This window comes from Streptomyces sp. NBC_00557, from assembly GCF_036345995.1.
Taxonomy (GTDB): domain Bacteria; phylum Actinomycetota; class Actinomycetes; order Streptomycetales; family Streptomycetaceae; genus Streptomyces.
In genome coordinates this window covers 5,300,945-5,327,048 of the sequence record NZ_CP107796.1, presented here as the reverse complement: position 1 = coordinate 5,327,048, position 26,104 = coordinate 5,300,945, and the positions used below count along the sequence as shown (strand labels likewise).

General features: G+C 71.1%; 21 protein-coding genes and 1 pseudogene. 16 read left to right on the top strand and 6 right to left on the bottom strand.

Going from position 1 to position 26,104, the window contains the following annotated elements; genetic code table 11:
• The first annotated feature begins 3 nt into the window (after positions 1-3).
• The 6 genes from OG956_RS23250 to OG956_RS23225 all read left to right on the top strand — a co-directional run bounded on the left by OG956_RS23250 (position 4) and on the right by OG956_RS23225 (position 9,172).
• The gene (locus OG956_RS23250; RefSeq protein WP_330339921.1) at positions 4-1,035 is read left to right on the top strand and encodes a glutamate ABC transporter substrate-binding protein; all 1,032 of its coding nucleotides are present in this window, start codon (positions 4-6) and stop codon (positions 1,033-1,035) included.
• Between the two features lie 65 nt (positions 1,036-1,100).
• Positions 1,101-2,372, top strand: coding sequence for a hypothetical protein (locus tag OG956_RS23245; RefSeq protein WP_330339920.1), 1,272 nt, complete (start codon positions 1,101-1,103; stop codon positions 2,370-2,372).
• Positions 2,369-4,819: a serine/threonine-protein kinase gene (locus OG956_RS23240; RefSeq protein ID WP_330339919.1), complete on the top strand. Its 2,451-nt coding sequence runs from the start codon at positions 2,369-2,371 to the stop codon at positions 4,817-4,819. Before OG956_RS23245 ends, OG956_RS23240 begins: the two co-directional genes overlap by 4 nt.
• A gap of 3 nt (positions 4,820-4,822) precedes the next feature.
• Entirely contained in the window at positions 4,823-6,130 is a 1,308-nt protein-coding gene (locus tag OG956_RS23235) for a PP2C family serine/threonine-protein phosphatase (RefSeq protein WP_330339918.1), read from the top strand.
• A gap of 78 nt (positions 6,131-6,208) precedes the next feature.
• Positions 6,209-7,549, top strand: a complete 1,341-nt coding sequence (locus OG956_RS23230; protein WP_330339917.1) for a vWA domain-containing protein — start codon at positions 6,209-6,211, stop codon at positions 7,547-7,549.
• A 33-nt stretch (positions 7,550-7,582) separates the two neighbouring features.
• Positions 7,583-9,172, top strand: coding sequence for an FHA domain-containing protein (locus OG956_RS23225; RefSeq protein WP_330339916.1), 1,590 nt, complete (start codon positions 7,583-7,585; stop codon positions 9,170-9,172).
• Positions 9,173-9,196: 24 nt separating this feature from the next.
• Here the strand turns inward: OG956_RS23225 and OG956_RS23220 are convergent, their stop codons facing one another.
• Together OG956_RS23220 and OG956_RS23215 are read right to left on the bottom strand one after the other, a co-directional pair.
• Entirely contained in the window at positions 9,197-10,174 is a 978-nt protein-coding gene (locus OG956_RS23220; RefSeq protein ID WP_330339915.1) for a methyltransferase domain-containing protein, read from the bottom strand.
• Positions 10,175-10,227: 53 nt separating this feature from the next.
• Positions 10,228-10,818, bottom strand: a pseudogene (locus tag OG956_RS23215) (sugar transferase); the annotation flags it as partial.
• Between the two features lie 252 nt (positions 10,819-11,070).
• Between OG956_RS23215 and OG956_RS23210 the strand changes: the two are divergent.
• The 9 genes from OG956_RS23210 (at position 11,071) to OG956_RS23170 (ending at position 20,535) form a co-directional block, all read left to right on the top strand.
• Entirely contained in the window at positions 11,071-12,069 is a 999-nt protein-coding gene (locus OG956_RS23210; protein WP_330339914.1) for a UDP-glucuronic acid decarboxylase family protein, read from the top strand.
• 59 nt (positions 12,070-12,128) lie between these two features.
• The gene (locus OG956_RS23205) at positions 12,129-13,037 is read left to right on the top strand and encodes a WecB/TagA/CpsF family glycosyltransferase (RefSeq protein WP_330339913.1); all 909 of its coding nucleotides are present in this window, start codon (positions 12,129-12,131) and stop codon (positions 13,035-13,037) included.
• A complete protein-coding gene (locus tag OG956_RS23200; protein ID WP_330339912.1) occupies positions 13,028-13,894 on the top strand; it encodes an FkbM family methyltransferase in 867 nt (288 codons plus the stop codon). The genes OG956_RS23205 and OG956_RS23200 overlap by 10 nt, the downstream gene beginning before the upstream one ends.
• A complete protein-coding gene (locus OG956_RS23195) occupies positions 13,891-15,090 on the top strand; it encodes a glycosyltransferase family 4 protein (protein WP_330339911.1) in 1,200 nt (399 codons plus the stop codon). Before OG956_RS23200 ends, OG956_RS23195 begins: the two co-directional genes overlap by 4 nt.
• On the top strand, positions 15,087-15,632 hold the full coding sequence (locus OG956_RS23190; protein WP_330339910.1) for an acyltransferase: 546 nt from the start codon (positions 15,087-15,089) through the stop codon (positions 15,630-15,632). The genes OG956_RS23195 and OG956_RS23190 overlap by 4 nt, the downstream gene beginning before the upstream one ends.
• Before the next feature lie 32 nt (positions 15,633-15,664).
• Entirely contained in the window at positions 15,665-16,999 is a 1,335-nt protein-coding gene (locus tag OG956_RS23185) for a glycosyltransferase family 4 protein (RefSeq protein WP_330339909.1), read from the top strand.
• A 166-nt stretch (positions 17,000-17,165) separates the two neighbouring features.
• Positions 17,166-17,816 carry a class I SAM-dependent methyltransferase gene (locus OG956_RS23180; protein WP_330339908.1) on the top strand — a complete coding sequence of 217 codons (651 nt, stop codon included), beginning with the start codon at positions 17,166-17,168 and terminating at the stop codon, positions 17,814-17,816.
• Between the two features lie 29 nt (positions 17,817-17,845).
• Positions 17,846-19,372, top strand: a complete 1,527-nt coding sequence (locus tag OG956_RS23175) for an oligosaccharide flippase family protein (RefSeq protein WP_330339907.1) — start codon at positions 17,846-17,848, stop codon at positions 19,370-19,372.
• Between the two features lie 2 nt (positions 19,373-19,374).
• The gene (locus OG956_RS23170; protein WP_330339906.1) at positions 19,375-20,535 is read left to right on the top strand and encodes a glycosyltransferase family 4 protein; all 1,161 of its coding nucleotides are present in this window, start codon (positions 19,375-19,377) and stop codon (positions 20,533-20,535) included.
• Between the two features lies 1 nt (position 20,536).
• Here the strand turns inward: OG956_RS23170 and OG956_RS23165 are convergent, their stop codons facing one another.
• The 4 genes from OG956_RS23165 to gmd form a co-directional block, all read right to left on the bottom strand.
• Complete coding sequence (locus tag OG956_RS23165) at positions 20,537-21,049, bottom strand: acyltransferase (RefSeq protein WP_330339905.1); 513 nt, start codon at positions 21,047-21,049, stop codon at positions 20,537-20,539.
• A gap of 113 nt (positions 21,050-21,162) precedes the next feature.
• Complete coding sequence (locus OG956_RS23160; RefSeq protein ID WP_330339904.1) at positions 21,163-22,548, bottom strand: O-antigen ligase family protein; 1,386 nt, start codon at positions 22,546-22,548, stop codon at positions 21,163-21,165.
• 53 nt (positions 22,549-22,601) lie between these two features.
• A complete protein-coding gene (locus OG956_RS23155) occupies positions 22,602-23,498 on the bottom strand; it encodes a glycosyltransferase family 2 protein (protein WP_330339903.1) in 897 nt (298 codons plus the stop codon).
• Positions 23,495-24,541 (bottom strand): GDP-mannose 4,6-dehydratase, encoded by a 1,047-nt coding sequence (gene gmd / locus OG956_RS23150; RefSeq protein ID WP_330339902.1) that lies wholly within the window; start codon positions 24,539-24,541, stop codon positions 23,495-23,497. Before gmd ends, OG956_RS23155 begins: the two co-directional genes overlap by 4 nt.
• 472 nt (positions 24,542-25,013) lie before the next feature.
• Here gmd and OG956_RS23145 point away from each other — a divergent pair, with 472 nt between their 5' ends.
• Positions 25,014-26,060, top strand: coding sequence for a GDP-L-fucose synthase family protein (locus tag OG956_RS23145; protein WP_443065593.1), 1,047 nt, complete (start codon positions 25,014-25,016; stop codon positions 26,058-26,060).
• Positions 26,061-26,104 lie beyond the last annotated feature (44 nt).

The window sequence follows — 26,104 nt, the reverse complement described above, 5'->3', positions numbered from 1 at the left end:
ACGATGTACGCGACGCGTGTACGAGCCTCCCTGCGGGGCTGGGGCGGCGTCGGCGCGATGGCGGTGCTGTGCGCGCTCGCACTGGGCCTCGTGCTGCTGCTGCCGTGCACCCAGCAGGCCCCGCACCGGCCGCAGCGCTCCGGGCAGGCCGTCGCCGCGGGGGTGCAGGCCCGCGCGAGCGACTGCACGGACTCCGAGGCGCAGAAGCAGACCCTGGCGCCGTCCGGCGCCGACGGGCCGACGATCGACGCGATCAAGTCCCGTACCGGCGCCCGGCGCAAGCTGATCGTCGGCGTCGACCAGAACAGCTACCACTGGGGCTACCGCAACCCCAACACCCCCGGCGCGGAGCTGGAGGGCTTCGACATCGACCTGGTGCACCGGATAGCCCAGGACATCCTCGGCGACCCGGACGCGGTGCAGTTCAAGGCGATCCCGACCAGCCAGCGGATCTCCGCGATCCAGGACGGCCGGGTGGACATGGTGGTGCGGACCATGACGATCACCTGCGACCGGCTGTCCCAGGTGGCGTTCTCCGCGCCCTACTTCAAGACCGGGCAGCAGGTCCTCGCCCCCAAGTCGTCGTCCATCACCGGCTACAACGGCACACTGGCGCACCAGAGGATCTGCACGGCGGCCGGTTCGACGGCGTACGCCAAGCTGGACGCCGACAGGAAGAGCGGCGCCCTGCCCGCCACCGCCGACATCTCCACCACCGTCCCGAACCAGCTGGACTGCCTGGTGAGGCTGCAACTCGGCGAGGTGGACGCGGTGGTGACCGACGGCGCGCTCGCCGCCAGCCAGGCCGCGCAGGACCCGACGGTCGAACTGAAGGGCGGGGCGTTCACCACCGAGTACTACGGCGTGGCGATGAAGAAGGACGCCTCCGATCTGGTACGCCGGGTCAATCGCATTCTGGTGGGCTACCGCGCCGGCGGCTGGCAGGCGTCGTACGACAAGTGGCTGTCGGCGACACTGGGTAAGGACTCCTCGGCGTCCAAGCCGCCCGCGCCGCAGTACCTGCGGACGGGCTGAGCCGCATCCGACCCGGAGGGACGCCGGGAAGACGACCGGAACAGACGAGCAGCGAGAGGTGATCGATGGGCGTCACGGACCCCGCCGGGCCGGTGATGGACCGGGACGAGGTGGACCGTGCGCTGGCGCGGCTCGGCCAGGAGCACGAGGCGATCGAGACCTCGCTGCTGGCGCTGCAGGACCACGCGGGCCGCAGACTTCTCGAGGGCGCCGAACTGACCGGGGTCACCAGGGAACGCTGGCAGGCCACGGAGGCGCGGATCACCCGGCTGTGGGGGTACTTCGACGCCTACGCCGCCGCGCTGCGCACCGCCCGGGAGATCCGCGCCCGGCGCCGCTGGTCCAGCCGCGAGGACCTGGCGGAGCTGACCGAGCTGCTGCGCGGCGAGTCCGTCACCGTGGCCGGGGACGGCACGCTCAGCGAGTCGTTCACGCTGTCCGGCCTGGTCGACCGGATGAACGAGCTGTACGCGACGAGCCTGGACCTGGTCGTCGCCGCCGACGCGGTGTGGTCGGCGCTGCCCGCGCGGATCGATTTACTCGCCGCGGAACTGCAGCGCACCCGCAAGCTCGCGCACTCCGTCGGCGTGCGCCCCGGCGAGCACCCGGCCGGCGACGACCTGGAGCGGATCACCCGCACGCTCACCAGGCTCCGCGCGGAGGTGATCTCCGACCCGCTGGCCTTCTGGGTGCCGGCCGAGGGCAGTTCGGCGCCCGGCGGCGGCCGTCCGGACACCACGGTGTACGACCGTGAGGCGCGCGCCCTGGAGGACGTGCGCCGGGAGATCGACGCCGTGCTGCAGGTCCGGCAGGACGCGGAGGCGCGGCTGATCCGGCTGCGGGACCTGCTCTCGCGCGCCGACCGCACCCTCGCCGAGGCCCGCGCGGCGCGCGGCGAGGTGCTGGCGAAGATCGCGGCGACCGAGGTGCCGGTGGTCAGCGGCCCGCCGACCGTGCTCCAGGAGCAGCTGGCGACGGCGGCCGAGTACCGCAGGCAGGGCCAGTGGCACCGCCTCTCCCCGCTGCTGGAGTCCCTGGAGCAGAAGGCGGAGGACGAACTGCTGCGCGCGCGTGAGCAGTTGACCGCCGTCACCGCCCCGCTCGCGGTCCGCGCCGAGCTGCGCGGCCGGCTCGACGCCTACAAGGCGAAGGTGGCCCGGCACGGCCTGGCGGAGGACCCGATGCTGGTCGAGCGGTACGACGCGGCCCGGCGGATGCTGTGGAGCGCGCCCTGCGACCTGCGGGTGGCCGAACAGGCCGTGCTGCGCTACCAGAAGGCGGCGGCCGAACTGCTCGGCGCGAGCGCGCCCGAGGACCGTAAGGGGGACCAGCCATGAGCCAGCCGGGGCAGAGCTGTCAGCGGCCGGGCTGCGAGGGGTCGTACGAGGACGTCGGCGGCGGCGAGCTGTACTGCGACACCTGCGGCCTCGCGCCCGTGGTCTCGGCGAGGGGCATGGTCGGCTCGGCGCCCACCGGGGTGGCCAAGGGCGCGGTGGACAGCGGCGGTTCGCGTTCGTCGTCCCAGTCGTCGAAGTCGCGCCGCTCGGTGTCCGGACGGCTCTCGCGGTCCCTGTCCGGCCGGTCCAGCGGACGCTCGGTGTCGGTGCGCAGCTCGGGTTCGTCGTCGGGGGCGTCGACGCGCGGACGGCTCGGCGCCGGTCTGGTGCATGTGCCGCAGGTGCCCCGGCCGGACCCGCGCTCGATGGTGCTGGAGAACCCGGAGGTGCCGGAGCGGAAGCGGTTCTGCTCCCGCTCGGACTGCGGGGCGCCGGTGGGGCGGGCCCGCGGCAACCGCCCGGGCCGTACGGAGGGTTTCTGCACCAAGTGCGGGCATCCGTACTCCTTCGTGCCGAAGCTGAAGGCCGGGGACGTGGTGCACGGCCAGTACGAGGTCGCGGGCTGTCTGGCGCACGGCGGTCTCGGCTGGATCTATCTCGCCGTGGACCGGGCCGTCTCCGACCGCTGGGTGGTGCTCAAGGGCCTGCTCGACACCGGCGACCAGGACGCGATGGCCGCCGCGATCTCCGAGCGGCGCTTCCTCGCGGAGATCGAGCACGCCAACATCGTGCGGATCTACAACTTTGTGGAGCACCTGGACCAGCGCACCGGCTCCCTCGACGGCTACATCGTGATGGAGTACGTCGGCGGCAAGTCCCTGAAGGAGATCGCCAACGCCCGCCGGACACCGGACGGCAGGCGCGATCCGCTGCCGGTGGAGCAGGCCTGCGCCTACGGCATCGAGGCCCTGGAGGCCCTCGGCCACCTGCACAGCCGCAACCTGCTGTACTGCGACTTCAAGGTCGACAACGCCATCCAGACCGAGGACCAGCTCAAGCTGATCGACATGGGCGCGGTCCGGAGGATGGACGACGACGAGTCGGCGATCTACGGCACGGTCGGCTACCAGGCGCCGGAGGTCGCCGAGGTCGGCCCCTCGGTGGCGAGCGACCTGTACACGGTGGCCCGCACGCTCGCGGTGCTGACCTTCGACTTCCAGGGCTACACGAACGTGTACGCCGACTCCCTGCCCGACCCGGACACCGTCGGCGTCTTCCGCCGCTACGAGTCCTTCTACCGGCTGCTGGTGCGCGCCACCGACCCCGACCCGGCCCGCCGGTTCGCCTCCGCGCAGGAGATGGCCGAGCAGCTGACGGGCGTGCTCCGCGAGGTGGTCGCGCTGCAGACCGGGCAGCCCCGGCCCGCCCTGTCGACCCTGTTCGGGCCGGAAGTGAGGGTCACGGACCGGGAGCTGTTCCCCCGCCTGGACGGCGACGTGTCCCGGCTCGGGGCACGCCCGGTGCGCAGGTCCGCGCCCGCCGCCCCGGCCCTGCCCCCGCCCGCGCTCGTCAGGCCCGTCGACACCCCCGCCACCGCCCTCGCCCTGCCGTTCCCGCTGGTCGATCCGAACGACCCGAACGCCGGTTTCCTGGCGGGCCTGCTGGCCTCGGCGCCGGGCGAGCTGATCAGCGCGCTGGACGCGGCGCCCACGCGGACCGTGGAGACCCGGCTCAGGCAGGCCCGGGCCCGGCTGGAGAGCGGCGACCACCAGGCCGCGCTGATGAGCCTGGCCCAGCTGGAGGAGGAACGGCCGGACGACTGGCGGGTGGTGTGGTACCGGGGCGTGGCCGCGCTGGTCACCGGCGACTTCGAGGGCGCCGCGCTCGCCTTCGACGCGGTCTACGACGCCTTCCCCGGCGAGGCAGCGCCCAAGCTGGCGCTCGGCCTGTGCGCGGAGGTGCTGGGCCAGCTGGACAACGCCGCCGAGTACTACCACCTGGTGTGGGCGACCGACCCGAGCTATGTGAGCGCCGCGTTCGGGCTCGCCCGGGTGCAGCTGGCGGCCGGCAACCGGCAGGGCGCCGTGCGGACCCTGGAGTCGGTGCCGGAGTCCTCCATCCACTACACGGCCGCCCGGGTCGCCGCCGTCCGGGCCCGGCTCAGACAGCGCATGGCGACCCCCGGTGACGTGGCGTTCCTCGACGACCTGACGGCCGCCGCCCGGCAGGTCGAGGCGCTGGACGCGTACGGTCTGGACCCGGCCCGGCGCGAGCAGTTGTCGGCGGAAGTGCTCGGCTCGGCGCTGGACTGGATACTCTCCGGGGGTCAGGGCGCCTTGCCCGCGACCGGCGGACGGGTGCTGCTGGGCAGCGGCCTGGACGAGCGCGGCCTGCGCTTCGGCCTGGAGCGCGCCTACCGCACGCTGGCCCGGCTGGCGCCCGGCGGCGAGGAGAGGATCGAACTGGTGGAACGGGCCAACCGTTACCGCCCCCGGACGTGGGTGTAGTCGATGTCGCAGATGCCCCAGCAGGCCGCACTGCCGAAGTGCCCGAGCTGCGCGGAGCCCGTGGAGCCGGGCGACCTGTTCTGCGGAGCGTGCGGGCACGACCTCTCCGTCGTGCCCGCCCCGCCGCAGGACCATCCGACGCTCACCATGACCGGCTCCCCCGGCGACGGGGTGGACTGGCCCGCTCCCGAGCCGGGGAGCGCCGCGCCGGCGGTGCATCTCCCGGCCGACCTGCCCGGCACCGACTCCGGCGGCCGGCCGCTGCCCGAGCACGGGCCGGAGGCGGAGCCGGCCGGTTCCGGGGTGCGGTTCGACCGGCCCGCGGAGCCCGACGAGTACCCGTTGCAGGCGCCGGACCCGCGCGTGGCCGAGACCGTGGCCGCGCCCCAGGAGTCCGCGCAGGTGTGCGTGGCCTGCCGCGCGGGCCGGGTGGACAGCGACGGCTACTGCGAGAACTGCGGGCACGCCCAGCCCCGCGAACGCGACCACATGGAGCGGGAGTCGGGGCCGGTGGCCGCCGTCAGCGACCGGGGGCTGCGCCACCACCGCAACGAGGACGCCTTCGCCGTCGGCCACACCGCGCTGCCCGACGGCACCCCGGCCGCCGTCGCCGTCGTCTGCGACGGCGTGTCCTCCGCGACCCGCCCCGACGACGCGTCGACGGCGGCCTCCCAGGCGGCCGGCGACGCGCTGCTGGCCGCGCTGCCGCGCGGCACGCATCCGCAGACCGCCATGCACGAGGCGATCGTCGCCGCCGCGCAGGCCGTCAACGCGCTCGCCGAGGAACCGGCGACGGCCCGCGAGCACGCCCCGCACCAGAACGCGCCGGCCTGCACGATCGTCGGCGCGGTCGTCACCTCGGGGCTGCTGGTCGTCGGCTGGGTCGGCGACAGCCGCGTCTACTGGGTGCCGGACGACCGGAGCGCGCCGCCGGCCCGGCTGACCGAGGACGACTCCTGGGCCGCGCAGATGGTCGCCGCGGGCCTGATGAGCGAGGCCGAGGCGTACGCCGACGAGCGCGCGCACGCGATCACCGGCTGGCTCGGCGCGGACGCCTACGAACTGGAGCCGCACACCGCGTCCTTCAAACCGGACCGGTCCGGTGTGGTGGTGGTGTGCACCGACGGCCTGTGGAACTACGCCGAGACGGCCGAGGAGATGAGCGAGGTCGTCCCGCCGGACGCGGCCGAGCGCCCGCTGCACAGCGCCCGGGTGCTGGTCGGACACGCCCTGGACGGCGGGGGCCACGACAACGTAACAGTGGCGGTCCTGCCGTTCCCGGCGCCGCCGCAGGGGGCAGGATCGGCCTGAGGCGCGGGCCGGAGGGGACCGGCCCGTGCACAGTCGGCGCCCTGCCCTCGGCAGGGTGGTCAAGGGGGATGAGTACGCATGGCCAATTTCTCGAAGCCGCACGTGCCGCAGTTCGCGATGGACGTGTACCAGAACGAGTACCTGCCGGAGGGCGGGCGCGAGGTCAACGCGATCGTCACGGTGACGGCCACCGGCGGGGGCACGATCGGCAGCGCCGCCTCCCACCTGTACCCGAAGGGGCACGGCCCGTCGGCCGCGGTGGCGGTCATGGTGGACTGCTCCGGTTCCATGGACTACCCGCCGACCAAGATGCGGGGCGCCCGGGACGCCACGGCGGCCGCGATCGACGCGCTGCGCGACGGCACGCACTTCGCGGTGATCGGCGGCACACACGTGGCCAAGGAGGTCTACCCGGGCGGCGGACGCCTCGCGGTCGCCGACCCCGCCACCCGCGAGCAGGCCAAGCAGGCGCTGCGGCAGCTCAGCGCGGGCGGCGGCACGGCCATCGGCACCTGGCTGCGGCTCGCCGACCGGCTGCTGAACTCGGCGGACGTCACCATCCGGCACGGCATCCTGCTCACCGACGGCCGCAACGAACACGAGTCGCCCCAGGATCTGAAGGCGGCGCTCGACGCGTGCGCCGGCCGGTTCACCTGTGACGCGCGCGGCGTGGGCACCGACTGGGAAGTGAAAGAAGTCACAGGGATCGCCTCGGCGCTGCTCGGCACCGCGGACATCGTCGCGGATCCGGCCCATCTCGCCGCCGACTTCACGGCGATGATGGAGACGGCGATGGGCAAGGAGGTCGCGGACGTCTCCCTGAGGGTGTGGACACCGGTGGGCACGACGATCCGGTTCGTCAAGCAAGTCGCGCCCACCGTCGAGGACTTGACCGACCGCCGCACCGAGGCCGGGCCGCGCGCCGGGGACTATCCGACCGGGTCCTGGGGCGACGAGTCCCGCGACTACCACGTGTGCGTGCAGGTCCCCGCGGCCGGCCTGGGCCAGGAGATGCTGGCCGCACGGGTCTCCCTGGTCGTGCCGCAGCCGGACGGATCGGTACAGAACCTCGGCGCGCAGGGGCTCGTACGGGCCGTGTGGACCGACGACATGGTGGCCTCCACCTCGATCAACCCCCAAGTCGCCCACTACACCGGGCAGGCCGAACTGGCACAGGTCATCCAGCAAGGGCTCAGTCTGCGCAAAGCGGGCGATTTCGATGGCGCAACGGCCAAACTGGGACGTGCCGTTCAGCTCGCCAACGCCTCCGGGAACGCCGATACTGCGAAACTGCTTGCGAAGGTGGTGGACGTGGTCGACGCCGCGACAGGTACTGTGCGGTTGAAGACGAAGGTCGCGGAGGCGGATGAGATGACTCTCGAGACCCGCTCCACAAAGACTGTTCGTGTAAAGAAGTGACCCTGGAAGCGTAGGAGAAGGGGAAGCACCGACATGCCGACCTGCCCGAACGGACACCAGTCGGGTTCCGACGACTGGTGCGAGGTCTGCGGTCACCGCATGGCCGGTGCCGTACCTCCGCCCCCGCCGCCCCCGCCGCCGGGTGGTTACGGCTTCCCGCCGCCCTCCGGCCCGAGCGGCACCGGCGGTCAGGCCGGAGCACGCCCGCCGGCCTCCTCGGCCCCGGAGCCCGAGCTGTGCCCGCAGTGCCGTACGCCCCGCGAGGGCGGTGCGCCGTTCTGCGAGGAGTGCCGGTGGAACTTCCTGACCAACACGGCCACCTCGTACACGCCGGCCGCGCCGCGCCCGCCGCAGCCGCGGTTCCAGCCGCCGAGCGCGACGTACGGCGGCAACGACGGGTACGAGTACCAGGGCTCGCGGCCCTCGCAGATGAACCGTCCCGCCGAGCCGATCCCGTCCTTCGGCAGCGAGCCCTCGGGCCCGACCCCGTTCGGCGACCCCGACCGCGGCCCCTCCGGCCCTCCGACCTCACCGGGCCCGTCCGGCTTCGGCGGGGCTCCGGGGCAGGGTCCCGGCCAGGGGTCCGGCGGCCCCGGTGGTCCGTCCGGCTTCGGCGGCGGCCCGGGTCAGGGTCCCGGTCAGGGCCCCGGCGGTCCGTCCGGTTTCGGCCAGGGTTCCGGTGGTCCGGGCGGGTCCGGCGACCCGTCCGGCTTCGGCGGACGTCCGGGGCAGGGTCCCGGCCAGGGGTCCGGCGGCCCCGGTGGTCCGTCCGGCTTCGGCGGTGGCCCCGGCCAGGGGCAGGGCCAGGGCCAGGGGCCCGGTGGTCCTTCCGGTCCGCCGCCGTTCGGGCGTGAGCAGGCGGGTCCGGGTGGCTCCTTCGGCCGTGAGGGCTCCGGTCCCTCCGGGTTCGGCGGCGACCCCTCGCGTCCCGTTCCGCCGCCGCCCGGTCCCGGTGCCGGTCCCGGCGGCGCCCCGCAGGCGTTCCAGCAGTCGGGTCCGCCCGCGCCGCCCGCGTTCCCGCGCGAAAGCGGCCGGCCCGCCGGCGGTCCGCCCTCCGGCGGCCCCTCGTTCGGCGGCGGTGACGACGACTGGGTGATCTCCCCGCCGTCCGGCGGCCCCGGCGGCGGGCAGAGCGGCGGCCCCGGCGGCGGGTACGGCTATCCGCAGCCCGGCGCCACGCAGGCCCCGCCCGGACCGGGCGGCTTCCCGCAGCAGCGGGCCACGTGGACGGTGACCATCGGCCCGGACCGCGAGTACTTCATGGCGATGATGCAGCGCTCGGGCCCCGAGGCCGCGGGCCTGAACCTGCCCGCGTACTCGCCCGAGCAGCAGCGCACGCTCAGCGGCAACCAGGTCACCATCGGCCGCCGCCGGCACTCCACCGGCGACACCCCCGACATCGACCTGTCCGTGCCGCCGGAGGACCCGGGCGTCTCGCACCAGCACGCGGTGCTGGTGCAGCAGCCGGACGGCAGCTGGGCGGTCGTCGACCAGAACTCGACCAACGGCACCACCGTCAACATGTCCGACGAGCCGATCCAGCCGTTCGTGCCGGTTCCGCTGCGGGACGGCGACCGGGTGCACGTGGGCGCCTGGACGACGATCACCATCCGGCGCGGCTAGCCGGAGCCGGGGCACCGGCGGGCGTCAGGGCAGGGGCCAGGCGTACGGCCCCTCCGGCTCGTCCAGCCAGGCCCAGACGTGCTCGCCGCCGATCGTGACGCCGTACCGCTCGCGCTCGGGCATGCCCTCGCGCTCCCACAGCGCGCAGGCCTCCTGCGGATCGAGGGCGCCCCGGGTCAGCGCGAGCAGGAAGCGGAACGACTCCTGCTCGCGCACCCCGCCCGGCAGCCCGGCGAGCGAGACTCCGTCCGGCGCCCTGCGGTGTTCGCCGCGCAGCGGCACGAAGTAGGCGGCCGTGGGCAGGAAGCGGCCCTCGCCCCCGGTCGCGTCCCGCACCGTCAGCGCGAGCAGGCCGGTGGCCAGCGGGGCGAGGATCCGGCCGCCGGGGCGGCACTGGGCGAGCCAGGCGCGCGGGACCGTGGACAGCTCGCAGGTGGCGATGATCCGGTCGAAGGGGGCGCGTTCGGGCACCCCGCGCGTGCCGTCGCCGGTGACGACGGCCGGGTGGCGGCCGGCCGCGGCGAGGTGCTGCCGGGCCGACTCGGTGATCTCCGGTTCCAGGTCGACGGTGGTGACGAGGTCGTCGTCGCCGAGCCGGTGGGCGAGCAGGGCCGCGTTGTAGCCGGTGCCCGCGCCCACCTCCAGGACCCGGTCGCCGTCCGCGACCTCCAGGGCGACCAGCATCCGCGCCATCAGCGAGGGCTGGCTGCTGGAGGAGACCAGCTCCCCGTCGCGCAGCCGGGTGACCAGCGGCACGTCCTCGTAGGCGCCGCGCACCCAGCGGGCGCGGGCCTCCGGGTCTGGGCTCTCGCCCCAGCGTCGCTCGTAGCCGTGCGGACCGGCGACGTAGTAGTACGGCACGAACAGGTGCCGGGGCACCGCCGCGAACGCCTCCCGCCACACCGGGTCCCCGGCCCAGGCCTCCTCGGCGTCGATCTCCCGCACCAGTGCGGCCCGCGCGGCGGCGGCCAGACGCTCGGTCTCGGTGTCGTAGCGGCCCATGGCTCCACAGTAGGGGCCGGGCGTTTCCCCGTGCGTCGCCCGGGCCTGCTCACTCAGTAGGCACCGCTCCCGCGCAGCACCGCGGGAAGGGTGCGGAAGAGGATCGCCAGGTCCAGCTTGAGGGACCAGCTGTCGACGTAGTCCAGGTCCAGGCGGACGGCCTCCTCCCACGCCAGGTCGGACCGGCCGCTGATCTGCCACAGTCCGGTGAGTCCCGGCCGCACCCGCAGGCGACGGCGCGCCTCCCCGGTGAACGCCGAGTCCTCGACCGGTAGCGGCCGGGGACCGACCAGGGACATCTGCCCCTTCAGTACGTTGACCAACTGCGGCAGCTCGTCCAGGGAATAGCGTCGCAACCAGCGTCCGGTCGCGGTGACGCGCGGGTCGTCGCGGACCTTGAACAGGTGCCCGTCGGCTTCGTTGCGAGCCGCCAGCGCCTTGCGCATCTTCTCGGCGCCGACGCACATCGTGCGCAGCTTGAGGACCTCGAACTCCTGCCCCCGCAAGCCCGTTCGCCGCTGACGGAAGAGAAGGGGTCCCGGCGTGTCGACCTTCACGGCGACGGCGGCCGCCAGGAGCAGCGGCGCCAGCAGCAGGAGCAGAAGGGCGGCTCCCACCACGTCGATGGTGCGCTTGACCGCTCGTTCCGGCCACGGTGAGTGCCGCCACACTGCCGCCCCATGGTGAGCCGTCTCCACGGCGGATACCACCATTCAGCACCTCCTTTGGGTTGAACAGGTGAAACCCCCTCGCCCAGAGGCATGTCAACAAACGCAATGCCTCAATTGGCGCATGAGTGAGCAATAGATAGATACACGACATATGCCAGAACTTTGGTAATGAACACTGCGACTTGCCCCCGTCCGGCCTTGGGCGGTGCGGCCGAAAGGACCTGCATGCGTGCGGTAGTGACGGGCGGGGCCGGGTTCATCGGTTCCCACTTGTGCGAACGGCTCCTCCGCGAGGGTCACGAGGTGGTCTGCGTGGACAACTTCGCGACGTCCGGCACCGGCAACGTCGAACACCTCGGGGCCGAGCGGAACTTCCAGCTGTACGAGGTGGACGTCACCCAGGGCCTGGACGTGCCCGGCCCCGTGGACGCCGTGTTCCACCTGGCGTCTCCCGCTTCACCCGCGGACTACCTGAGACTGCCCCTGGAGACGCTTCGCACGGGGTCGGCCGGCACGTGGCACGCCCTGGACCTGGCAGCCGCGAAAGGCGCCCGCTTCCTGCTGGCCTCCACCTCCGAGTCGTACGGCGACCCGCTGGTGCACCCCCAGCCGGAGAGCTACTGGGGCCATGTCAACCCTGTCGGCCCCCGCTCGGTGTACGACGAGGCGAAGCGCTTCGGCGAGGCACTGACCACGGCCTACCGCAGACACCGCGGTGTGGACGCCAAGATCGTGCGCATCTTCAACACCTTCGGCCCACGGATGCGCGCGGACGACGGAAGGGCCATCCCCACCTTCGTCGGCCAGGCCCTGCGCGGACAGCCGATCACGGTGTCCGGTGACGGCAGCCAGACCAGGTCGCTGTGTTACGTGGACGACCTGGTCGACGGACTGCTGCGCATGCTGGCCAGCGATCACGGCGGCCCGGTCAATCTGGGCAATCCCCACGAGGTCTCCATGCTCGAGCTGGCCGAGTGGATCAGGAAGCTGACCCGGACCACCTCCGAGATCACGCTGATTCCCCGTCCGGAAGACGACCCGGAACGACGACGCCCGGACATCACCCTGGCCCGTCGGCTGCTGGACTGGGAGCCCACGACTCCCGTGGAACAGGGCCTCCGCAACATCATCACCGACTTCCGGACGCGCCTGGTCTTCGGGGACTTCGACGAACGCAGGAACCGGACCGTTCCCTCACCGCTGACCGCCTCGGCCCGCCCATGACCGCTCCAGCAACCACGGAACGAACGCCGGGCCCGCCCATGGCACCCGTGGTCCCCTGCATGGGGGTGCCCATCACCGCGCACACACGTGAGAGCGCCGCCCGCGACGTCGTGCACCTCGCCCGTCGGATCCGCGCGACCCGCCTCACGAACCAAGGAGTTGCCGTCGACGCACTCCATACCACCAGCCCGGTTCCCCGGGGCGACGTCCACCTGTGCAACGCCTACACGCTGGCACTCGCCGACCGGGACCCGGAGCTGCACGGCGTCCTCGGCGCGGCGCCCCTCAACCTCCCGGACGGTCAGCCCGTCGTCTGGGCCAACCGACTCCTCCACCGGGGCACGCCGCTGCCGGCCACCCGCGTCTACGGTCCGGACCTCCTGCTGGACGTCTTCGACCTCGGCCGGAGCAGCGGGCTGCGCCACTATCTCCTCGGCTCCACGCCGCACGTGCTGGACGCCCTGGAACGGCAACTGCGAAGCCGCTTCCCGGACGCCCTGATCACCGGCAGCTGCTCCCCGCCGTTCCGGCCCCTGACAGCTCAGGAGACGCGGAAACAGCAGGAAGACATCCGGTCGGCCGAGGCGGACGTCGTCTGGGTAGGACTGGGCACTCCGAAGCAGGACCGGTGGGCCGCCGAACTGTGCACCGCACTGCCCGTCGTGGCCGTCGCGGTGGGCGCGGCCTTCGACTTCATCGCCGGCACCAAGCCGCAGGCACCGCACTGGATGCGGCGCAGTGGGCTGGAGTGGGTGTTCCGCCTGGGCTGCGAACCGCGACGTCTCTGGCGGCGCTATCTGTTCGGCAACGCGCGGTTCGTATGGGGAGTGACCAGGCAGTCGGTCAAGGCCGTGGCAGGGCCTGACAAGACGCACACGGCCGCCCCGCTCTCTGCCGGGGAAGAGCGACGACCGTACCAGGCCGCCAGGCCATCAGGAGATCCGGGGAGAGGCAACGCATGTCATTGATCGGCAAGGTGCGGTGGACGTTGCGGCATCCCGCGTTCACGGCACAACCGGTGACCTCGCTGCTGCGGCTGGCCGCCTGGCGGGCACGTACGGCGGCAGGCGTAGGGGCCACCGTCCCACTCGGGAACCGCGCAACCCGGATGTGGTGTCCGCCGGAGTGGCGGGGCAACGCGAAGCTGACGTATCTCTGGCGCAACGCCTACGAGTCCGAACTGGCGCAGCTTCACCACTGGGTCGGCCCTGGCGACCATGTGGTGGACGTCGGTGCCCATTACGGCGCGTACACGCTTCCCATGTCACGTGTCGTCACCGACACCGGACTGGTCATCGCCCTGGAGCCGTCAAGGCACGCGCGCGCGGTGCTGTCCAGGAACATCCGGCTCAACAGCGCGGGCAACATCCGTGTACTGCCGGTCGCCGCGGGAAGGGACACCTCCCGAGGCGTCCTGCACATCCACCCGGACCGATCCCGTTCCTCCCTGGCCCGACTGCCCGGGGCTGCGGCTGCCGAGGAGGCCGTCGAGGTGGCGCGGCTCGACGACGTGGTGCCAAGGGACCGGCGAATCGCGCTGATCAAGATGGACATCGAGGGATACGAGCAGCTGGCGCTGGAGGGGGCTGACTCCATCCTGACCGAGGACAGGCCGGTGGTCATCTTCGAGTACACACCCCCGGCCGCGGCCGGTGCCGGTCTGCCTGCCCGGGGTGCCTGGGACACGCTCGTCGCGCACGGCTATCGGATGCACCGGGTGACGGACGGCGGTGAGGTCCGCCCGGTGTCCGACCCCGAACACCGGTGCGGCAGCACGGACAACGTCGTTGCCATCCACCCGGCTGCTGAGGGGCGGGCCGCATGAGGCACAGAGCACGCAGCCGGGTCGTCGTGGTACAGCCGTACCTGCCGGGTTACCGCACCCGCTTCTTCGAGCGCGCGCACGAACGTCTGGACGCTCGTGGGGTCGCCCTTGAGGTCCTGCACGGTCCGCCGCCGCCGGGCCAGGACGCCCGACGCGATGCGGCCTCCTGCTCCTGCGCGACGGAAGTGCCCACGACACGCCTGCTCACCGTCGGCAGCGTGTCGGTGGACTGGCACCGCGTCGGCCGCCGTGTGGGGTCCGCCGATGCGGTGGTGCTCGAACAGGCGTTGCACAGTTTGGAGGCGTTTCCGCTGGCCCTGCGCCGCCGGAGGGCAACGCGGCGCAGACGCGTTCCGGCGGTGGCCTTCTGGGGTCACGGCCGGACGTACACACGGCCGGTGAACCGTGTGGAGGCCCGCGTCAAGGACGCCTTGACGAGGCAGGGCAACTGGTTCTTCGCCTACACCGAAGGGGGCGCGGATCACCTTGCTCGTCGAGGCTTTCCGCGCGACCGGATCACCGTGGTGCGCAACTCCGTCGACACCGTGGCGCTCGTGCAGGCTCGCGACCGTGCCTGCCGAAGAGACACGGCGGAATACGCACAGGCCGATGCCCTCAGACAGCGTTACGGCCTGACACCAGGCCGTACAGCGCTCTACCTCGGGGGCCTGGACGCGCCCAAACGCATCTCCTTCCTGTTGGACTCTGTCGTGCGCATCGCCGGTGAACTTCCCGGATTCCGGCTGCTGGTCGCCGGAGAGGGCATGCACAGGAACCTGGTGGACGCTGCAGCGGCCCGCCCGGGAAGTCCAGTGATCCCCCTTGGCCGAGTGACGGGAGCGGACACCGCGGTGCTGGGCGCGGTCAGCGACGTCATGCTGATGCCAGGACGGGTCGGCTTGTGCGCTGTGGACTCCTTTGCCCTGCGCACCCCGATCGTGACGACCGACTGGCCATGGCACGCTCCGGAGTTCGAGTACCTGGTGCACGGGCGAAACGCCTTGGTCGTACCCGATGCCCTGGATGCCTACAGTGCCGCTGTCGTCGCCCTCCTTCGCGACGACGACCGACTGGCGTCGCTGCGTGCCGCCTGCACGCGGAACGCGGCCGAATACACGATCGAAGGGATGGCCGAGAGGTTCTGCGACGGCGTCATGGCCATGCTCGCGTCCCGCGACGGAGGTTCCGATCGGTGAAGCGGCGACTTCGAACCGCCTGGGAGCACCTGCACCGGCTCTACGCGGTGCGGCAGAACGTGCATCTCTGCCACGGCGTGCGGATCGGCATGGGGTCGGTGCTGTGGGCACCGAGGAGTCTCTCAGTGGGCCGGGACGTGTACATCGGCAAGGGATGCACCATCGAGGTCGACGGCACGATCGGTGACTGCGTGCTCATCGCCAACCGAGTGGGAATCGTCGGCCGAACCGACCACGCCATGCGGCAGGTCGGGATCGCGGTCCGCCATGCCGACTGGGTCGGTGACCACCCGCACCGGCTGAGCAGGCCCGTGCACATCGGTCCGGACGTGTGGATCGGATACGGAGCCGTGGTGCTCAGCGGCCTCACCATCGGACGCGGCGCGGTGGTGGCGGCCGGGGCCGTCGTCACCGCGGACGTGCTCCCGTACGACATCGTCGCGGGCAATCCCGCGGTGCCTGTCGGCCGGCGCTTCGGCGCCGACGAGATCGCCGAGCACGAGTGGCTTCTCAGTGCGGGCACCACCCGGTCCGACGTGTGACCGGACGCGTCGGCGCGGTCGAAAGGGACAGGATGGAAGACGTCGAGGACCGGCAGGAAGAGCGGGAACAGCACGAGGACGGTGTACGGCCGTTGCGGATCGTCCTCGTCTCCTATCGCTGTGACCCGGACCGGGGAACCGAACCGGGCCTGGGCTGGGCGTGGGCTGAAGCGCTCGCGCGCCGCGGGCACAGTGTGGATGTCCTCACCCGCCGCGACGGGGACAACGTCCGGAGCATCGCCCGTCGCATCGCTGAACTGGGGCCACTGGGAAAGCACGTTCGGCCGCACTTCGTGCCGGTGCGCACGCTCCCCAGGTGGACCGCCGCGGTGCCGGGCCCGCTGCGGGACCAAGCGCAGGAGTTCGCCGACTACAGCGGCTGGCAGAACAACGCGCTGGACTACGCACGTCTGCACGGTCTCTCCGAGGCCGACCTTGTGCATCACGTCTCGTACGGTTCCCTGGTGGGCGGCAGCGCCCTGCGGCAGTTGGGACCGCCTCTGGTGTTCGGCCCTGTGGGGGGCGGTCAGACGGCTCCGTTCCGTCACCGACGGTTCGTGGGGTCCGGGTACGGACGCGAACTGGTGCGGGAACTGCTGTGGGTCCGTGCCCTCAGCCACCGCCGCACGTGCAGGGCGACCGTGCGGGAGGCCGCGGCCGTCCTGACCACGAACACCGACACCGCTTCGCGCGCCCGCCGGCTCGGCTGCCGGAACCCCATCATGCACCTGGCCGACGGAGTACCGGTCGACCTGGTGCGGGCGGCAGCCCCGGTCCCGGCGCGCCAGGCATCCGGTGGCCCCACCGTGCTGTGGGTGGGGCGGCTGGCCGCGTTCAAGGCGCCGCAGTTGGCCCTTCAGGCATTCTCCCGGCTGAGGAAGCGCGTTCCGACAGCACGTCTGGTCTTCCTCGGGGACGGCCCGCTGCGCGTGGCGATGGAGGACCTCGCGTCACGCCTGGGCGTGGCCGAGGCGGTCCGGTTCCGCGGCCGCGTTGCCTGGGAGCAGGCTCTGCAGGCCTACGACGAGGCCGACGTGCTGCTGTTCACCAGCCTCCGCGACTCGTCCGGTGTGCAGACCCTCGAAGCCTGGTCACGGGGACTGCCGGTGGTGCACTTGGATCACCAGGGCATCGGCGACTTCTCCGCTCCCGGGGGAGCCGTCGCCGTGCCGCTCGGCGATCCGGCGGATCTCCCGGATCGCCTGGCGCGGGCCCTCCACGACGTGCTTGCCGACGATGAGGCGCGAGCGCACATGGCGGAAGCGGCGCTGCGCTGGGCGCGCAGACACACCTGGGCAGCCAAGGCGGAGACTGCGGAACGGCTTTACCTCGAGCTGCTCCGGCGCCGGCCCCTGCCGGCGCACTGACGGGAGACCCGGACGAGTCGGCTCCCCGCAGACTTCTGCGACGTGTCGTCCCTGGGCACCTGGGTTCACCACGGCAGTATGTGCATCGAATGTGCACAAATGGAGCAGTGGAGGAAAATTGCCTGAAGCAGACTTTTTCGTACAGCGCCTCGCCACCGGGCCCGTCATGGAGGAACGGGACGCCCTCCTGCTCCGCCTGTGCGCCGGCCGCCGGGTGGTTCACGTCGGCTGTGCTGATCACCCCTTGACAGACGAGCGTCTGCGCGATGGGTCGATTCTCCACGCCCGACTGATGAAGGACGCCGCCGAGGTACTCGGCGTGGACGTCGACCGGGCCGGAATCGAGAAGTTGCGCACCGCGCTCGGAGGCCAGTATCTGCTGCAGGACCTCACCGACGCCCGAGCCGCAGACGCGATCGCGGAGTTCAGGCCCGATGTCATTCTGGCCGGCGACGTCATCGAACACGTGCGGGACGCCGCTTCGTTCCTCCGTGGTATTTCCAGGCTGATGCGCGAGGTGGGGGGCGGCGTGGAGCTGATCCTCTCCACGCCGAACGGCCTGGGCGCCAAGACACTGCTGAACACACTGGCAGGGGTGGAGAAGATCCATCCGGACCACGTGTACGTCTTCACCCCCGCGTCACTGACCCGGCTCGTGCAGGACTGCGGCCTGTCACCCCAGGGCTTCACCTTCTACCACGTCAATTCCGGTGACGGGGTACAAGCCCGCGTGCAAAGGGCGATCTGCCGCGCCGCAGCCCGGCTGCGCCCGGCCTTCGCCGCAGGCCAGGTCCTGGTGTGCAGAGCCGTCGCTTGAAGCGCGGCCACGGGCGGTCTTGTATGCGGGTGACAGGACACCGCCGGGATCCGGGTCACGCGGCCACTCGAGTCCTCGTCAGTCTCGGCTGGAACTACGGGGCGGCCATCGTCACCACGTTCCTTCAGCTCGGCTACGCGGCCTGGACGGGCCGGATCGCCTCGACCGAGGCATTCGGAGCCTACGCGATTGCCCTCACCGTGACCCAGCTCGTCGGCTACCTTTCCAACGGCGGGCTGGCCACCCACGTCCTGCGGGTCGACCAGCTGACCGGCCCCGTGGTACGGGCGGCGATGCGTCTCGGTACCGCTTACGGGGTCGTCGCGTTCACCGTGCTTCAGTCGGTCGCTTCGTGGTGCGGTGCTCTTTGGCAGATGCCCACCCTGCCTCTCATGCTCAGGGTGCTGGGCTGCCAGTTGCTCGTGCAGCCGGGGGCCGCGGTGGCCATCACCGCTCTGCGCCGCATCGGCCTGGTCCGCGCGGCAGTGACCTGCGAACTGACGGCGCAAGCCGGGGGCGTGGCGGTCGGTACCGCACTGCTGGCCTGCGGCTGGAAGTCGTTCGGCCTGGCTGCAGCGCAGCCGGCCACCGCGATGCTCACCGTGGCCCTGGGCCTACTCGTGATCGTCGTCCGATCACCGATTCCCGACGGCTCTCCGGTACGGTCTCGTGATCTGGTGATGCCGTCCGGTCTCCTGGCCGGTTACGGCCTTCTGGAATTCGTGACCAGCAATGCTCCCATGTGGGTGGTGGGCCGTGTGTTCGGCGCGGGCGTCACCGGAGCGTATTCCCGCGCGAACGTTGTCACCGGCCTGACGTCCCAATTCCTCTTCCAGGGACTCAACTCGGCCGCCACTCCGGCTCTCGCCGAACGGCGCAGACAGGGGCTTGAGGGAGCGCCGGCCGTGGCGCACGTCGTCTGCTCGGCTTCCGCCGCGGCGCTCATCGGATTCGGTGCGCTGGCCGGCATCGGGCCGACCGCGCTCCACGTACTGCTCGGCGGCGGTTGGGACATGGCCTCCGAGCTGGTTCCCCTGCTGGCCGCGGGAGCAGCGGCGACTCTCCTGTGCCGATCCGGGATGATCATCGACCAGGTGTGCCACGCCACCAGAGCGCTGCTGCGGACACAGATCGCGGCGGCAGCCGTCACCGCCGCCGCAGTCTGCGCGGCACTCGTGTGGCAGAGCCTGCTTCTGCTCACCGCCGCAGGGGCGATGGGGCAGGTGGCGGGGCACATCGTCCAAGTGGTGGGCTGGCAACGCCAGGGGCTGGTGCACGCTTCCTTCGTCGTGCGTGCGCACGTCGTGCACGGGCTCGTCGGTGCGGCGCTGGGTGCCGCGGCCATGTGCGGAACCTTCGGCCGGCCACCCACGTCAGGCCTGGTCTGCGGCCTGGCGTTCATGGTGCCAGTGGTGCTGGTGTGCACGCTTGTGCGCCGGAGAATCCCGGTGTACGCGGCCGCCGTCGCCATGGGGCTGTGTCCGTCACCGAGGGCCGGACACAGGGCGGGACCTCTGGATTACGTTGCCCTCTCCGAGCATGCGGAAGGACGCTGACCGTGCACATCGGACTGGCAGGCCCGGTGGACCTCGCTCCACTCGCGGCATACGTGCCCGGGCCGCTGCCCGAGGTCTATTCCTTCGGCCTCCTGGGCTGGCTGGCCCGCAGCTGGCTGGAGGCCGGGCACCGGGTGACCGTCTATGCGCTGAGCCCCGCGGTGCGGGTGCGGCACGTCCACGGGGAGGGTGACCCGCTGCGGATCGTCGTGGTGCCTCAGCGGCCACGGGCCCGGCACCGGCTCCGGGACTTCTTTCGGGCCGAACGACTCGGTCTGACAGCGGCCATGCTGGAGAACCCGGCCGACGTCGTCAGTGCGCACTGGACCTACGAGTTCGCTCTGGCAGCCGAGGCCACGGGACTGCCCGCGTTCGTCACGGCACACGACACGCCGCTTCGGTCCGCATGGGAGATGCGCAGCGCCTACCGGTGGCTTCGGCACTCACTCGCCGTGCCCGCCGTACATCGGGCCACGGCCCTGAGCGCGGTGAGTCCGTACGCCGCCCGGCATCTGCAGCGGTGTCTGGGCGTTCGCCGGCATGTCGAAGTGATTCCCAACGGAGTCGAGCTGGACGCCCTCCCCCGCGCCGGCACACCACGCACAGCAGATAGCCCCGTCTTCGCCTCTGCCGTGCACGGTTGGGGCCCCCTCAAGAACGGCAAGGGCTTGCTCCGTGCCTTCCGACTGGCGCGGAAGCAGGTACCAGCGGCCAGACTCCTGATGTTCGGTGACGGTTTCGGCCCGGACGGCCCCGCAGCCCGCTGGGCCGCTCGCGAGCGACTCGGGGCAGGGGTCCACTTCGTGGGGGCGACGGACCGTCACGTGATGCTGCGGCGCTTCTGCGAGGAAGTGGATGTACTGGTTCATCCGTCACGGGTGGAGTGCTTCCCCATGATCCTCGTGGAGTCCATGGCTGTGGGCATTCCGTCAGTGGCCGGCGCGCAGAGCGGCGGCGTCCCGTGGGTGCTGGACGGGGGCCTGGCCGGGGTGCTCACCGACGTCGACAACCCGGTGAAGCTCGCCGAGGCCATGGTGGACCTGGCCCGCGACCGGGCGCGCCGGACGCGTCTTGCCCAGGCGGCACGCAACCGCGTCACAGAACACTTCCAGATCCGCGGCGTGGCCCAGGCCTATGCGGACTGGTTCTCGCGAGGCTGCTGACTCAGGCGTCGTGACCGTCGGCCCTGGTCGGAGGTGAGGTGTCGCGGAGGGGACGCAGGACGCGGCAGGGATTTCCGGCGGCGACCACGTGGTCGGGCAGCGACGAGGTCACGACGCTCCCGGCACCCACCACGGTGCCTTCACCGATGGTGACTCCCTTGAGCACGATCGCCCGCGCACCGAGAAACACGTCGTTGCCGATGCTCACGCGGGCGGAAGCGGCAGCGCTTTCGGGAGCCGACCTGCGCGGACAGGCGTCGACCGGGTGGAAGTCCGTGTCGGAGATGAGGACGTCGGCCCCGACCAGGACACGGGCACCGATGTCGACACTCGTCGCAGCGCACACGGTTGCTCCGCTCAGACCGGTGTCCGGGCCGATACTGATGACCGCACCCGGGCGCAGCGTTCGCAGGATGACCGGTCGGGCAACGCCGAGGGCTGTCCACGGTGTCCGCGAGACAAGTACAACGCGATCGCCCAGAAGGACGTCTGAGCCGGGTGCCAGGCCGATCAAGGGCGCACCCACCGCTCGTACGTGCCTGCCGGTCCGCACCCCTGACCGCCGTAGACGGAGTTCTCCGTTCAGCATGAGTGCCTTCGCCTGTGCGGCCCGTACGGCCCGAGCGATCACCGGGAGGCTCCCCGCACCGTCGGCGCGGCCAGTACGTCATCTGCCGGACGCCCGGCGCTCTTCGGAAGCTGGATGGGTGGCACGCCGTGCGACCCGCTTCCGGATGCAGCGCCGGCGGCGCGTGTACGCAGGTACCACATGCACAGCCCCAGCAGTACGCCCTGTTCCGGACTCGCCGAGTAGGTGACGAAGAAGATCAGCTGCCCCGCCATCAGGACGCGCAGCGTCACGTCCCACGGGCCTTTCGAACTCAACCGCCGCCACGTCAGCACGTACCAGCCGATCAGCAGCACGAGGCTGAGAAGTCCCAGCCGTAGCAGGAGATGTACGTAGTAGTTGTGCGGTCCCACGGTGACCAGACTGCCGCCGACGACGCGGTCGTAGCCGGATCCGAAAGGCACGCCGCTCAGCCATTCGGCCGTTGACCTCGGCAGAAGCTGTTGCCAGCCCGCCAGACGCCATTCGAGCGTACTGTTGCTCCTGCGCACCTCTTCGAACGACGTGGCGATCGCGTTGCCGATCGTGCCGAAGGCGCCCAGTTGGTACATCAGCACCACAAGAGACACGGACAGCACAGCCATGGCCGCCGGCAGCGACCCACGCTTGCGGGTGACGGTGCTCAGCACAAACCCGACCATCACCATGGCCACCGTCACGACCCAGACGGTGCGGTGCTGCAGGAGAACCACGAAGAGCAGAAGCACCAGGGCGGGGGCCGCGCGACGGAGCCGGCCCGGGACGACAACGGCCTCCGTCCTGTCCTTCTGTTCAGCGGGTGCGTACACCCACAGGACCGCGGCCTGCGTCAGAACGAGAGCGGCTGCCGCCGGCACGGGTCGGGGATCGATCACCGCTCCGTCGGCGGTGGCGCGATAGGTGACCGCGTGCAGCCCGTGCCTCGCCCAACCGATCAGGCACAGTCCGGCGTATGCCACTGCCGTCGCACCCCACGCCCGTCCGACGACGCGTTCCAACCGCACCTCGGCGGGCATCGTCGCGGTGTACAGCGCGGCGGCCAGCAAATACCAGGAGGACATGCGGGCGTCGTTGACTGCCGGCTGCAGGCCGAATGTGCCGATGCCGCGCAGCGTCGAGCACAGAGTGAGGGCCCCCAGCCCCAGCAGGGGCCCCAGTCCGGCCCGTCTCGGCACGCCATGAACCAGCAGCCTGCCGAGGCCGACGCCTGCCGCGCACAGGGACAGGGCATCCGCTGGGTAGACATGGATGCCCAGGACCAGGGCAGAGCCCTGGCCGGCCACTGAGCCCCAGGCATGAGCGGCCATGACGAGGAGAACACCGACCGTGTGGTGTCTGATGAGAATCCACAGGAGGCCACTTGTGACAGCAGACACCATGACGAAGGCGGGCAGCAGCTGTTGCACGGTTGATCCGTCCTGCAGGTTGTGGAAAGGCAGCGGTCGGCCACCATGGAGGCTCAGGCACGCCGCGGAGAGCGGATGAGTGAACGCGAAAGGGCCCTGACATACGGGGAGCAAAAAATCAGCGGAGCCCAGATCCCGAGGTGACGGCGGCAGTAGTGCCACCATGGCCCCGGAGGTTGTTCTCGCACCGAGGCCAGCCGACGCAGCGCCAGCCCCGGTCCGATGCCGGGCTCCGCGGAGGTGCCGGGTGCTCGCGCCGGGTTCTGGTCACAAACACCGAGGTACCCTGCGGCCAGCAGCACCGGGATACCTGCTCGGCGGGCCCGCAGCCCGTAGTCGAGGTCGCCCAGGCGATGGGGGAACACCCGGTCGATGTCCCCGAGCACGCGTCGCGCGGCGGCCGTCACCAGGACGATGTTGCCATTGCCCGTGTCGCACGACCGGGGGCCGTCGGCATCCGGTTCGAGGCGTACCGCAGAAGGCGGACGGAGACCGCCTGTCCGAGTCATGCGATAACCGCTGTACGTCGTCCGAGGAGCAACCCTGGACCGAGTGGCTCCCACGACGACGACCGGATGACGCAGCGGGTCGGCTGTGCGGAGGAGCGTCGCGACAGCGTGCGGATGAAGCTCGACGTCGTCGTTGAGCCACAGCACGTGGGAGTCGGCCGGCGCCCGCTGTGCGGCGATCGCCATGCCGGTGCCCCAGTACACATCCGGACCCACCGTCACCACATCGGTACCGGGGAAGGTCGCGCGGACCGCGTCGGCAGTTCCGTCGCTGCTGCCTGCGTCGACCAGGTGCACGCCGATGGACACGCCCCTCGGCAGGCCCTTCTGGGCCTGCAGCGAGTCCAGCGCCCGCAGAGTGCTCTCCCGCCGGTTGTGACAAGCCATCAGTACAGTGAGCGGCCACGTTCCCACGGTGCCGCGCAGAGGCGTCGTCGTCACGTCATGACCGCCGTCAGGAGCGCGGAAGACGCGCCTGACGCGGGCACCGGCTCAGCTCTCGTCCCTCCCAGTGCCGCGAGCTCCGCGTCGACCATCAGCCGGGCCAGTTCCGGAGTGAGTACCCTCGGACGCCATCCCAGAACCCGGTTCGCCTTGGACGCGTCCCCGACCAGGTCGTCGACCTCGGACGGACGCAGGTACCGTTCGTCGAACCGGACGTGGTCGCGCCAGTCGAGCCCGACGTGGGCGAAACAGTGCTCGACGAAGTCGCGGACGCTGTAACTGGTGCCGGTGGCGACGACGTAGTCATCGGGCTGGTCCTGCTGCAGCATCCGCCACATCGCTTCCACGTACTCCGGCGCGTAGCCCCAGTCGCGCCGCGCCTCCAGATTGCCCATGTAGAGCTCGCTCTGGAGGCCCGCCTTGATGCGTGCGGCGGCCATGGCGACCTTCCGCGTGACGAAGGTCGGCCCGCGGCGCGCGGACTCGTGATTGAACAGGATGCCGTTGACCGCGTAGATGCCGTAGGCCTCGCGATAATTACGGGTCACCCAGTAGGCGTAGACCTTGGCGACGCCATAGGGGGAACGGGGGTGAAAGGGCGTGTCCTCGTTCTGGGGCGGAGGTACCGCGCCGAACATCTCGGAACTGGAGGCCTGGTAGAAGCGGCAGGGCAGATTTGTGCTCCGAATGGCTTCGAGTAGCCGGGTGGTACTCAGACCAGTGGTGTTTCCGGTGAACTCGGGCTCGTCGAAAGACACTCGTACGTGTGACTGGGCAGCCAAATGGTAGACCTCGTCGGGCTGCAGCCGCTCGAGCAGACCTGCGATCCGGGTACCGTCGGTCAGATCGCCGTAGTGCAGGAAGAGACGAGCCTCCGGGTCGTGCGGGTCCCGGTAGAGATGCTCGATGCGTTGGGTGTTGAAGGTCGAGGCGCGGCGGACGATTCCGTGGACCACATATCCCTTCTGCAGCAACAACTCTGCCAGGTAGGAGCCGTCCTGACCGGTGATACCGGTGATGAGCGCGGTCTTTACCGTCACGCGCACTCACTCCTTTACTGGGCCGTCTGAACAGGAAAACACACGAGATGGCGCGGCGAGACGACAAGAACATGGAAAACGAGTCATGGAAATCCGAAAAACAGTCTCGGACTGCGTTCAAGATGTTGATTCTTTGCTGGTTACGTACCGCAGGCATGTTTCCGGCGCGTCTCGCCACTCGAAATCGGAAGACCGGCACACGCAGGCCCGACGGGCGCGAGCAGAGTACCGCTCAAACTCAGGCGACTCGAGTGTCAGGCCAGGATAACGAAAAAGCCCCACTCTTCTTTCTGAGCTGTTTCGGTGTGTCGCATTTGGCGCTGGCCGGCAATCGTTCATCGGGTATTGGTCGGCGCCTGGGGCGGCACGCCTGTGCGCGCCTTCCACACTGACCGCGCTCGCCCAGAGATGCTCCTCTCAGCCACCTGAGCACGACCTGACACGACGTCAGTGAAGGGAGACGGCGCGATCCATGGCCATCCGTACGAACACCGGCCCCGATGTCCCACGTCCAGCCGCTGCAGCACTGAGGGTCTCGGCCGCGGCGCCGGCCGGAGGGCTCCGCCGCCCTCTCGACCGCTCGGCGCGCGTGTTCGTTGCCGGGGGGCGGGGGCTGGTCGGTTCGGCGGTGTGCAGGGAACTGGTGCGAGAGGGGTTCACCGATGTGATCCGGCCCGGTTCCGCGGAGTTGGACCTGCGAGAACGTTCGACCGTGCTCGAGTGGTTCGCAGCCGAGCGCCCCGGCGTGGTCGTGCTCGCCGCCGCCCGGGTCGGCGGGATCAGGGCGAACGCCACCCGGCCCGCCGAGTTCCTCTCCGACAATCTGCGCATCCAGGTCAACGTGCTGGACGCCGCCCTCGAACAGCGCGTGGAGCGGCTGCTGTTCCTCGGGTCCAGTTGCATCTACCCCAAGTTCGCCGAGCAGCCCATCCGGGAGGAGGCGCTGCTGACGGGCCCGCTCGAGCCGACCAACGACGCCTACGCCATCGCCAAGATCGCCGGCATTCTGCAGGTGCAGGCGGTGCGGCGGCAGTACGGGCTGCCCTGGATCTCCGCCATGCCGACCAATCTGTACGGTCCCGGCGACAACTTCCACCCCGAGCACTCGCATGTGCTGCCGTCCCTGATCCGGCGCTTCCACGAGGCGAAGGAGTCGGGGGCGCCGCGCGTGGTGAACTGGGGCAGCGGCTCGCCCCGGCGGGAGTTCCTGCACGTGGACGACCTGGCCCGGGCGTGTGTGCACCTGCTGGAGCACTACGACGCGGACGAGCCGGTCAATGTCGGCACCGGCACGGACCTGACCATCCGTGAACTGGCGGACATGGTCGCGGAGGTCGTCGGCTACCACGGGCTTGTCGAGTGGGATCGGAGTCAGCCGGACGGCACTCCGCGCAAGCTCCTCGACGTCTCCCGGCTCACCGCGCTGGGCTGGGCGCCCCGCATCGAACTGCGCGAGGGACTCGGTCAGACGTACGCCTGGTACGTGGAGAACCTGGAATCCGGCGTCCTGCGGCGGTGACCGGCGGCGTCGGTACGCGATGACGGGCGGCCTGCACCACTCGA